The sequence below is a fragment of the Marinobacter alexandrii genome, from assembly GCA_039984955.1.
Classification (GTDB): domain Bacteria; phylum Bacteroidota; class Bacteroidia; order Cytophagales; family Cyclobacteriaceae; genus Ekhidna.
This window is the reverse complement of sequence record JBDWTN010000005.1, coordinates 581,381-592,494: the sequence shown is the minus strand read 5'-3', so window position 1 is coordinate 592,494 and position 11,114 is coordinate 581,381. Positions and strand designations below refer to the sequence as shown.

At 36.3% G+C, this 11,114-nt stretch carries 10 protein-coding genes; all 10 read left to right on the top strand.

The features are described 5' to 3' along the window. Position 1: 1 nt before the first annotated feature. The 10 genes from ABJQ32_03285 to ABJQ32_03240 all read left to right on the top strand — a co-directional run bounded on the left by ABJQ32_03285 (position 2) and on the right by ABJQ32_03240 (position 11,106). Positions 2-931, top strand: a complete 930-nt coding sequence (locus tag ABJQ32_03285; GenBank protein ID MEP5288644.1) for a type IX secretion system membrane protein PorP/SprF — start codon at positions 2-4, stop codon at positions 929-931. Between the two features lies 1 nt (position 932). Then, complete coding sequence (locus ABJQ32_03280) at positions 933-3,107, top strand: OmpA family protein (GenBank protein ID MEP5288643.1); 2,175 nt, start codon at positions 933-935, stop codon at positions 3,105-3,107. A 136-nt stretch (positions 3,108-3,243) separates the two neighbouring features. After that, positions 3,244-3,726, top strand: coding sequence for a Rab family GTPase (locus ABJQ32_03275; GenBank protein ID MEP5288642.1), 483 nt, complete (start codon positions 3,244-3,246; stop codon positions 3,724-3,726). Next, positions 3,723-4,493 carry a LytTR family DNA-binding domain-containing protein gene (locus tag ABJQ32_03270; protein MEP5288641.1) on the top strand — a complete coding sequence of 257 codons (771 nt, stop codon included), beginning with the start codon at positions 3,723-3,725 and terminating at the stop codon, positions 4,491-4,493. The genes ABJQ32_03275 and ABJQ32_03270 overlap by 4 nt, the downstream gene beginning before the upstream one ends. Positions 4,494-4,574: 81 nt before the next feature. Continuing rightward, a complete protein-coding gene (locus ABJQ32_03265) occupies positions 4,575-4,931 on the top strand; it encodes a hypothetical protein (protein ID MEP5288640.1) in 357 nt (118 codons plus the stop codon). Between the two features lie 9 nt (positions 4,932-4,940). After that, on the top strand, positions 4,941-5,753 hold the full coding sequence (locus ABJQ32_03260) for a hypothetical protein (protein ID MEP5288639.1): 813 nt from the start codon (positions 4,941-4,943) through the stop codon (positions 5,751-5,753). A 6-nt stretch (positions 5,754-5,759) separates the two neighbouring features. Next, a complete protein-coding gene (locus ABJQ32_03255; protein MEP5288638.1) occupies positions 5,760-6,392 on the top strand; it encodes a peptidoglycan-binding domain-containing protein in 633 nt (210 codons plus the stop codon). 107 nt (positions 6,393-6,499) lie between these two features. Further along, positions 6,500-6,661: a hypothetical protein gene (locus ABJQ32_03250; protein ID MEP5288637.1), complete on the top strand. Its 162-nt coding sequence runs from the start codon at positions 6,500-6,502 to the stop codon at positions 6,659-6,661. 345 nt (positions 6,662-7,006) lie between these two features. Beyond that, entirely contained in the window at positions 7,007-7,756 is a 750-nt protein-coding gene (locus tag ABJQ32_03245) for a FadR/GntR family transcriptional regulator (GenBank protein MEP5288636.1), read from the top strand. A 233-nt stretch (positions 7,757-7,989) separates the two neighbouring features. Beyond that, on the top strand, positions 7,990-11,106 hold the full coding sequence (locus tag ABJQ32_03240) for a TonB-dependent receptor (GenBank protein ID MEP5288635.1): 3,117 nt from the start codon (positions 7,990-7,992) through the stop codon (positions 11,104-11,106). The last annotated feature ends 8 nt before the right edge of the window (positions 11,107-11,114 follow it).

Below are 11,114 nucleotides of genomic sequence, written 5' to 3'. Positions count from 1 at the left end.
GATGAAAAAAGAAATTTTAATAGTACTAATCGTTCTGATGGCTTTTCTAGCGAAGGCTCAACATCAGGCAATGTTTACTCAATACATGTTTAACGTGACGGCCATTAACCCAGCCGCTGTTGGAAGTCATGAAACGCTGAGCCTTACTGCATTGGTTAGAGAGCAGTGGGTAGGTATTGAAGGTGCTCCTTCTACACAAACATTGGCACTTCATGCTCCTTTGAGTCAGGATCGTATAGCAGCAGGGCTTCTGGTCATGAGAGATCGTATAGGAGTTTCATCTCAAACGGCGGCTTTTGCAGCGGGAGCTTATCGGATATTGTTTCCCAAATCAACACTGTCAATGGGACTTCAACTTGGTTTTAGTGCATATAACTCTGATTTAGCGTCGCTAAATCCAAATAATCCAAATGCAGATGGAAGTATTAATCAAAATGCTAGAAATTCCTTCTTACCAAACATTGGAGCTGGATTTTACTACTACACAGATCGTCTTTATGCAGGAGTCTCAGCTCCTTTATTACTAAACAATTTTGTGGAAGATGGTTTTGGAGATATTAATGCAGAGAATAATAGACCAGATCTTGAACGTCATTACTTTGGTATCATAGGATATGTATTTGACCTTTCTCCAAGTGTGAAATTCAGACCTAGTTCACTAATAAAAATGGTCGAAGGAGCACCAATCGAGTTTGATTTTAATGCAAACTTTTTGTTTGATGACGTCCTGTGGTTAGGAGCATCATATAGATCATTTGATAGCATCAGTGCTTTGCTAGAGATTCAAATTAGTGATCCATTGAGAATAGGTTATGCATATGATTTTACCATATCCGATTTAGGTCAGTTTACAAGCGGGTCGCACGAACTCATGGTAAACTATCGCTTCTCTTTCAAAAAAGATCGAATCATTACTCCAAGATATTTTTAAGATGAAAAAATTATCCCTGATACTATTCTGTCTCATCAATGTTGTTGTTATTGATGCACAAGACTTAACTTATTTCTCCAAATCTTTCATTGAGAAAGGCGATAAAGAATATACCAAGTTTGCCTATCAGACTGCAATTTCTTATTACTTGAAGGCATACAGGCAGGATAGTTCTACGAAGCATATTCAGGAAAAAATAGCTAACAGCTATAGACTCCTCAACGATCAAGCCAGCGCAGAAGCATGGTATGAAAAAGTGGTGAAAAACGAAACAAATCAACCTGATAACTATCTATACTATGCACAAGCTTTGGAGAGTAATAGGAAATATGAAAAAGCTGAAGTGTGGTATAAGAAGTACGAAGAACTAGAACCGAATGAAAATAGAATTGGCAAAAAGCTTGCAGGATTAAATGAAGTCCATAAATACTACAGTGATTCTGGGTATTATGAAATAGTACCCGTAAAGATCAATTCTAAAGCACCTGATTTTAGCGCAACCTATTATGAAAAAGGAATTGTCTTTGTATCGGGTAGAAAAAAATCTCCAATTGTTAAAAAGGTCTTTAATTGGGATCAAAGTTCATATCTTGATCTTTTCTACGCGGAGATTGATGAAAAACATCACCTCTTAAATCCGAAACAATTCAATCGTAGAATAAACACCAGGTATCATGAGGGACCATTGGCATTTTATGAGAATGAAACAAGCGTAGTGTTTACTAGAAATAATTTTCATGAAGGGAAAGAAGAGAGGAGTACAGATGATATCAATAAACTGAAATTATTCTTTGCAAAAAACAATAACGGAGACTGGACTGATATAGAGCCTTTTCAATACAACGACAATGAGTATTCAGTTGGACATCCCACAATAACGGAAGATGGTAAACTCTTAATTTTTGCATCTGATATGCCTGGCTCTCTGGGAGGCACTGATTTGTGGTATTCAGAATTAACAGGCGCTGGATGGACTGTTCCAAAAAATATGGGTACTAAAATCAATACAGAGGGAAATGAAATGTTTCCTTTTCTGGACAATGAAACACTTTATTTTGCATCAAATGGACATGCGGGTTTAGGGGGACTTGATGTGTATCGTACCAATTTTAAATCAATAGAAGCAACAGGAGAAATTAGTAATCTAGGTTCACCACTAAACTCAAGCAAAGATGATTTTGGATTGATTACAAATGATGATGGACGATCAGGCTATTTCTCATCTAACCGAATTCATGAATTGTATGATGATTTGTATCATTTCAATTTCGACAAACCAAGGATTACTCAAATCAATGGACTGGTAGAACTTCAAAGAGATCTCTCCCCAATCGAAAGTGCCAAAGTATTTCTCATCGATAGTATTGCCAATGATACATTAGAGATAGTTGAGACAGACAGAAAGGGAAGGTTTTCCTTCGATGTACCTTGGGATAAAAGGTTTAGCCTTGTAGCGCAAAAGGAACATTACAATACCATCAATGTTCCCATGATAAGCACGTATTCACATCATAAAGAAGAGGCTATTATTTTGATGAAGCGTATGGAATTAATTGCCAAGGTGATTGCGATAGATAATGTGACGAAAGAATTGATTCCCAAGCCACACATTATTGTGCTTGATCCGGTTCATGGCCATTCTCTAACTCCTGCAAATATTGAAGTAGATACTTTTGAATATGTAATAGAACCTAACATTACTTATGATGTTGCTGGAGCCAAAAAACATTACTTTACAGAGCATACAGACCAATTTTCTGGCGAGGAAAAATATGGTGAAATTTTCTGGATAGTGCCTTTAGGAGAAATTGAGTTGGACAAAGCTATTGCCCTGGAAAAAATCTATTATGATCTAAACAAAGCTAATATTAGACCAGATGCAGCGGTTGAATTAGATAAACTGGTAACCATACTCAGAGAAAATCCAGATATAAAGATTGAACTAAGCTCGCATACTGACTCAAGAGGATCAGATACACACAACAAAGCTCTTTCCCAGAGAAGAGCAGAGTCAGCAGTAGCCTATATCGTCAAGCAAGGAATTTCTTCTTCTAGAATAACAGCAAAAGGTTACGGAGAGGAGGCATTGGTTAATAATTGTACCAATGGTGCTCCATGTTCCAAAGAAGAACATCAAAGGAATAGAAGAACAGAGTTTAAAGTCACAGCATATTGATAATCATTTAGGATTGAGTGTTTGGGCATTTGCCACTTGTGAATAGAAGAAGAAATTGAAAAGCTTTTTCAACGACATTCACCTTTTGCCCAAACATTTGTTTCTTTAGTGGTGTAATCAATCAGAAAAGCAATCAGTGGAAATAGTCAAGAAAGTTGTTATCGCAGGACATTTTGGGGTTGGAAAATCATCGCTGGTGAAAAGGTTTGTACACCAGCAGTTTTCAGATCAATACCTCACAACTATAGGTGTTAAGATAGATAAAAAGACGGTAGACGTTAACGGAGCTCAAGTAAAAATGATGCTTTGGGACATTGCAGGAGAATCTACAGCCATGAAAATACCAAAGAAGTATTTTGCTGGAACCCATGGAATACTTTATGTATTTGATATATCCCGTGAAGAAACCTATGCTACCATAGAAAGCGATCTTTTCGAGATAAGCAAGACATTGAAAGGAATTCCAACAATCGTGCTGGCGAATAAGTCTGACTTAGTAGAAGATACGTTTATCGAAGACTTGAGGGATAAGCTTTCTGTGAGCTTTAAACTTACAAGTGCTAAGACGGGGGATCATGTTGAGGACTCTTTTCTACATATAGCAAAAGAAATGATATGAACCTTCGAGATTTAAAGTTTGAACCACTAGATAAAAGCTCTCAAGTAATCATCTTTGATGAATCAGGCTTAATAATTGAGTCTGATGATTCTTTGGTCAAAGTCAAAGGAAAATCATTCAATATCTTCTCTGATTCAATGTTTTGTGGAATGAATGAAATGTTTTCTCAAATGAAAGAGGAAGAGGAAATGAGTTTTGACTGCATTGAAATAGACTTATTTGGAAGAACATCTCACTATGATTTTATAGTGAAAAGACTAGATAATAGAAGTGCATCAAATTTTGTATGGATAATTTATGATTTTGGGATGCAGTACGAAAAAATATTTGAGCTTCAACAAGAACGAAATATTGCTGAGATTCGAGCAAAGAAAGCAGATAGAGAATCAAGAAAACTCAGAGAAGAAAAAGACGCGATAGAAAAACTTTACAATGAACTACAAGGTGATAGTGCATCTCAATATATTCTAGTAAAAGCAGATAACTTGTTGGTTAACTTAGATTTATCGGATGTGTACTATTTTGAAGCATACGGTGACTACATCAAAGTTCATACAACGGATAAAATGTACGTCACATATAACACAATGAAGAAACTAGAGTCTTCATTACCATCCAAGCATTTTTTCCGAATACACAGATCCTACATTGTAAGATTAGATAAAGTAAAAAACATTGAACAATACAGCCTTGTTGTAAAAGATAAGGTTCTACACATAGGTAAAAACTATAAAAGTTCCTTATTAGATAAAATAGGACAACTGTAGCATATTATGCTGTATTCGTCTATTCGAATTGCAATATCATTCCACAATGAATAAATTAGACTGAAATCTTACCTAGGTATCATGAAGAAAGAGACAATTGAAGGTCAAGAGCCAAATAACCAATCGCCCGTGAGTGATGATAGACTTGAAGCCGTAAGAGACCTGCTTTTTGGTCAGAATGTACAAGAGTACAGAGACGAGTTTAAAGAGCTAAAAGACTTACTTCAGCAACAGAGAGATGAATTAGAGCAGCAATCCACCAGTGCTGAGACTCAAATGCTTGATCGATTAGGACAGCTAGAAAAAAAGCTAAGTGATCAACTTACAGAGGCCACAAAAGAGATTAACACACGTTTGGATGCATTAAGCAACGACAAGGCAGACCGAAAGCAGCTAGCCAAATTGCTTCAGAGTATTGCAAGTGAATTGGAGTCTTAAGAAAATCCTTTGGAGACTTCAGGAGGCATAACGGCACTAAAAGAACTTCTTTTTGAAGAAGAGAATAAGCGGTACCTTGAACTGAACGAAAAGATCAAGCAGGCAGGTGAGGAGATGGATGATAAATTATCCAATCGGGAACTACCTGATAAAGAAGTTGATAGAATCCTCAATAAGATTGTCAGCGTTATGCCGGAAAAACTAGGTCCGGCCATTACAAAAACCTTAAAAGTCCAAATCCAAGAATCCAGAGACGATGTAGTGCAGGCACTTTTTCCAATCATAGGTCAAATGATCAAAAAGTACATTCAAGCTGAAATGGAAGTTCTTTCTCAGAAGATCGATAAGCAATTTGAAGCCGCTTTTTCGTTCGATCACATATGGCTTAGAATTCAAGCAGTGTTTACAGGGGTCAGCTACAGTGAACTAGCATTAAAATCAACCAATGAACCTCAAATTCTTGAAATATTCTTGATAGAAGAGGGTAGCGGAATTTTGATGGGTAGCTACTCAAAAAATCCTTCATTCGATCAAGATATGATGAGTGGTATGCTTACTGCAATAAAAACATTTGTGGAAGATGCTATGGAAGTAGAAAAACAAGGATTAGAAATGATCTCTTACGATCTCCATAAAATCTATGTTCAAAATTTTGACAAATTCTATATAGCAGTTGTTCTTTCCGGAGTGATTGATTCTATTTTTAAAAGCAAACTAGATGATCGAATCATGGAATTTGTAAAAGAGATTATGCTGAAGTCTGAAAATTCCAATACGAAGGAATTAACAAAAAAAATCAGTCAATACTTTGATAAAATCTAACCTAAGATGAAAAAGCTACTTTTAGTCATTCTTATCATTACGCTTCCACTAATCACCTATTTTCAATATAAGAATTATCGACGGTTTCATCCACCTGTAGCGTATGAATATTCTATTTCGGATAAACTAGACTTAAGCTATCATGATTACACCCTGGTTGAAGAGTATTATTCCAAATCTGTTGAGGTAGGAGCTTTTGCAAGAGCAAAATGGAGAAATGATGATATAGATGTTCGTTTCCCAGATGAAAACTTGGAAGTAGAGAAAAACGCTGCAAAGTATTACAATCAAATGTTGAGTCGTTTAAGTTGGTTAGAAGACGTATTAGAACATTCCTTTGAACTGAAAGAAGCAGGATACAGCAATGAGGAGATAAAGCATATTGAATCAGGAATCCCTGCGGATGTATCTAAGTGGATAAATGAAAAGCCTTCTTTTCTAGGTATGGTAATAGGCGATAGGGGGCAATACGTCTGGAGAGTACAAGAAAAACTTATTGCCAAAGGATACGAACACAACTTAGACGGTGTTTTTGGTCTTGCTACACAAAATGCAACCATTACTTTTCAAATAGACAATAACCTCTATCCTTCAGGATCTATAGATGAACTAACCTTTCAGAAATTATTTATAGACTAAATTCTCAACGAGAATTCAGCACTTTTCAACCAGTGAATTTTCTGTTAATCTAAAAAATGAACTTGGATAACTGCCAATCATGATCTTAGCAATTAAACTAAGATGCCATGAAGATTCTCAGTAAATTATTTCCGAAGAAGCAGACTCACTCTTTGCAGTTTGACGAAGTACTTGACGAATGGCATGTATTTCATGAATCCAATCTTGTTTTTATCGGAAGCAAAGAAAAATGCCTGAGTTATGTCGATAGCATTAAACATAATATGTAAAAGCATAGCGAATTTTAGCTCCTACAACAACAGCCTTCATTATAGACAAATTCATCATCTTCTTCTCAATTACCCAAAACACATTGGAGCTGAAACTCTGTCAGAGTGAAGTAGTCATGTTTTCAACTACCGAAATTCATAGCTAGCTATCAATTAGCCATATTTCTTACAAGCATCTAATAAGATTCCGTCTTTTTTGCCTGTGGTTTAAACTAGGGCCTATTATAAATATCGAAATAAGAGCTTAACATCGCTCTATCGTATTGTAAATGTCTCAATTAATGGTGATTTTTTTTGGAATTGTGATTAGTCAACCATAAATTGGTCGACCAATTAATAGGTTTCATGGAATTATTACAAAACTTTTCTCAGATAGTCATTGAAACTCCGGTTGATAAAATCATCGGACAGATTCGAGATTTAATTACATCTGGTCAACTAAAGCCAGGAGATAAGCTTCCATCAGAAAGAAAATTGTGTGAACGACTTGGTGTAGGAAGAACACATCTCAGAGACGCTTTAAGAAAATTAGAGTTCTATGGAATACTAAAAACCCTTCCACAGAGTGGGACAGTAGTAGCTGGAATGGGCTTACCTGCATTGGAGGGTTTAATTACCGACATGCTAAAGCTTCAGGGTAATGATTTTAAATCCCTTGTTGAGACGAGAGTGATCTTGGAAACAAACATTGCCCAACTAGCTGCTGAAAATAGATCGGATGAAGATTTGTTTGAAATAGAAAATGCTTTGAATGCACATCAGAGGAGATTGCAAGAAGATGGATATGCTGTTGAAGAAGATCTTTTATTTCATCTTAAAATAGCTGAAGCAAGCAAAAATTCAGTATTAAATTCTTTGATGTTAATCATCACCCCTGATATCATGCAATATTTTAAAAAGCATGATGTGTGTGGATCTGGTAGAGCTGAATTGGCAGTTGAGCAACATCAGGTAATACTTCAACATATATCAGACAAGAACCCTGATAAGGCTGGTGAATCAATTAGGGAACACCTAAGTGATATCAGTGAATATGTGAAAACATTGAAGAATGGAACGATGCTGGATGGCAATGGATCATTAACTACAACCTAAACAATATATATGTGCATTAACTCTTCTCCATAAAAAAATGGATCAGCCAAGGGCTAATCCATCAATTAACAAAGGGAACTATTGAACTTTTAGAGATATCAATTTGGCGATCGGTATTCAAAAAATTCACAGCCCGCTTTAAGCTTTCAAAATTATACAATGTTTGAAATATTGAGGCATACGTCTGAGGAGTTCCCCACACTTCAACAAATATTTCAATTAAACCCTAAAAGATGAGTAACATTTTTAAACCACTTAAAATCACAAAGGCCCTGAGGTCACTTGTGGTTTTTATTGTTTGCCTGGGCACGTACCAGGAGCTAAGTGCTCAAAATATCTCAGTTTCTGGAGTCATTACAGATACAAATAACGAAACACTTCCAGGTGTGACGGTGATGATCCAGGGAACGAGTATTGGAACAGTCACTGATGCGGAAGGAAGGTTCTCCCTTTCCGCAAATCAGGATGCAACACTGGTAGTGAGTTATATCGGATTCATGACCCAGACTATACAAATAGGAGGTAGAACCCAAATCGATGTAAACCTTTCTGAAGACTTAGAAGAGCTCGAGGAAATAGTAGTGATTGGGTATGGTACCCAGAAAAAATCCCACCTAACTGGTGCAATTTCCAAAGTAGAGAATAAGAATTTGGATCAAATTGCTGTTTCCAGAGTAGATGATGCACTCATTGGGCAGGTTTCGGGTGTTAATATTACTGCAACAAACCCAGAAGCTGGGGGTGCTCCTACTATTAGAATTCGAGGTACTGGGTCAATATCCTCTGAGTCCGGACCTGCGGTTGTGGTTGATGGGATAATTGTAGATCCAGATTTTCTTGGAGCTTTAGATATGAATGATATTGAATCTTTCGAAGTATTGAAAGATGCTGCATCCGCAGCTATATACGGCAGTGAGGGATCTAATGGGGTAATTATTATTACTACTAAACAAGGTAAAAGTGGAAAAACCCAGTTTGGCTATGATACCTACACTGGATTCAAATCAGCATTCGGTAGTGATGATTATAAAAGGAGTGTTAAGGATTGGGCAGCTAAAGAACTAGCAGAGACAGAGCAACTTTCAAATGGTACCCTATACATGCAAAAGTTAGTTGAAGTAACAGGTGTTGATAGAGATTGGCAGGATGTCTTCTTTGATGGGGGCAATATCACGAGTCATTCATTTTCTGCACGAGGTGGAAATGAAAACACTAAGTTTAGTACTGCATTGAGATATCTTCATGATGAAGGAATAGTAATCACTGATGATTATAAGGTCTATTCAGGAAAGTTTAAATTGGATATTAAAGCTAGCGATAAAGTTAAATTTGGAATCAGCGCTACACCTTCCTATTCAAAGCAAAGAAGATTACCAACTTCTATACATAATCCTATAAGACAGTCACCCTGGTTGCCAATTTATCATACGGAAGGAACACTTCAATTTATTGATAGGGATGCTTATCCAAATGTTACAGTTGGAGATTATTTTAGAGAAGATCATTTGGATGAGTTGGACATAAATGGTGATGGCAGTAATGCTTCTCCCCGAACTTCGGGGGATCAAAATCCATACGCACAATATGTAGAAAGAGAACATTATGAATTCAAGACTAAATTATTAGGTTCAACTTATTTGAGTTATGAAATTTTTGATGGATTGACTGCAAAATCATCACTGGGAGTTACTCTAGAGAGTAGTAAAAGAACTAGGTGGGATGGGGAAAAGCATCATCATTCAAATGGAGCAGCTTATGAGTTGAGAAACCTAAATAGATCTAGATTGATTTCAGACAATACTTTGGCATATGCCAAAAAAATGAACAATCATGATTTGAATTTACTTGCAGGACTTACAATTCAAGACAGACGAACAGATATTTCAACCATTAACGGTAGTGGATATTCAAATGACTTACTTAAAAACTTGCAAGGTGCCACTGTGATAACAAAGCCTGCCGATGGTCAAGTTGACCTTGTTACAAGAAAAATAGGTTATTTCGCCAGGATCAATTATGCGTATAATGACAAATATTTGTTTAATGCATCGATCAGACGTGATGGTAGTTCAGTATTTGGAGTAGACTCTAAATGGGGTAATTTTCCTGCAGTATCTGTAGGATGGAATATTTCTGATGAGGACTTTTTAGTAGGGAGTAGATTAATTAGCTATTTGAAGTTAAGAACTAGTTATGGTCTTACAGGAAATGAAAATTTTGATGCTGGTGATGCTTTAACTAATACTTGGCCTTACTTAGCCCTTTTACAATCTTCAAATGCAGTTACTGATGATGGCTCAATTGCTGCTGGATTTTCTCCTTTGAATATTGCCAATGCACTGTTGCAGTGGGAATCATCTAAAGAATTTAATCCAGGAATAGATTTTGGATTGTTTGACAATAGAGTGACAGGATCTATAGATTATTACAAAAGAACGAGTAATAATTTACTATTGAATCAAGATGTTTCTTATGTTACCGGATTTGGTGCCGGAATTGTAAACAAAGGAGAAGTAGAAAACAGTGGATGGGAATTTGAACTAAGAACAAAAAACATTGTAGGTAAAAAATTCACTTGGGGTTCTATTGTGATAGTATCAACAAATAAAAACGAGTTGATCAATTTTGGCAATGACGATGGAAACCTAACAGTGGATGGATTTGATAGAAATACACAATGGATAAACAGTGTAGGAAATCCGATTTCTTCTTTTTATGGCTTTGTGGCAGACGAGGAGTTAACAACTGAATATTGGGATACTCCATATAATAGAATTAACGGACAAGCTCAAGATATCATTGTGAAGGATCTAAATGGAGATGGTTTAATCACCAATGACGATAAAACCATTTTAGGAGACCCTTATGCCGATATTGTATGGAGTTTTACAAATGAGTTCACTTATGAAGGCTTTGACTTTTCCTTTATGGTTCAAGGGAGTGCTGGTGCACAAATTAAAAATGTTGGGGATCAATACTTTTTCCACTTCAGTGGAGCTACTCTTAATGGAGCTGCCGAGGAATTGGTAGAAAATGGTACAATTCCTGACGTCTCTTTCATTCAGCCGAAAATTCATACAAGCGATATTGTACAAAGTGCTAGTTACTTCTCTTTGAGAAATGTGAACATAGGCTATCGTTTCCCAAAAGCAATGTTGGATAAAGTGGGTATAACCGGTTTAAGAGTTTATGCTTCAGGTCAAAATTTACTTTATATCACATCTAAGGACTATCACGGTTTTAATCCCGAGTTTATTGATAGTAATAACACACCCATATCTTATGGAGCTCAGAGAGCGGGTACGCCTTTGTTTAGGACTGTGTCGTTTGGATTGAACATGGATTTTTAATTTAGAAT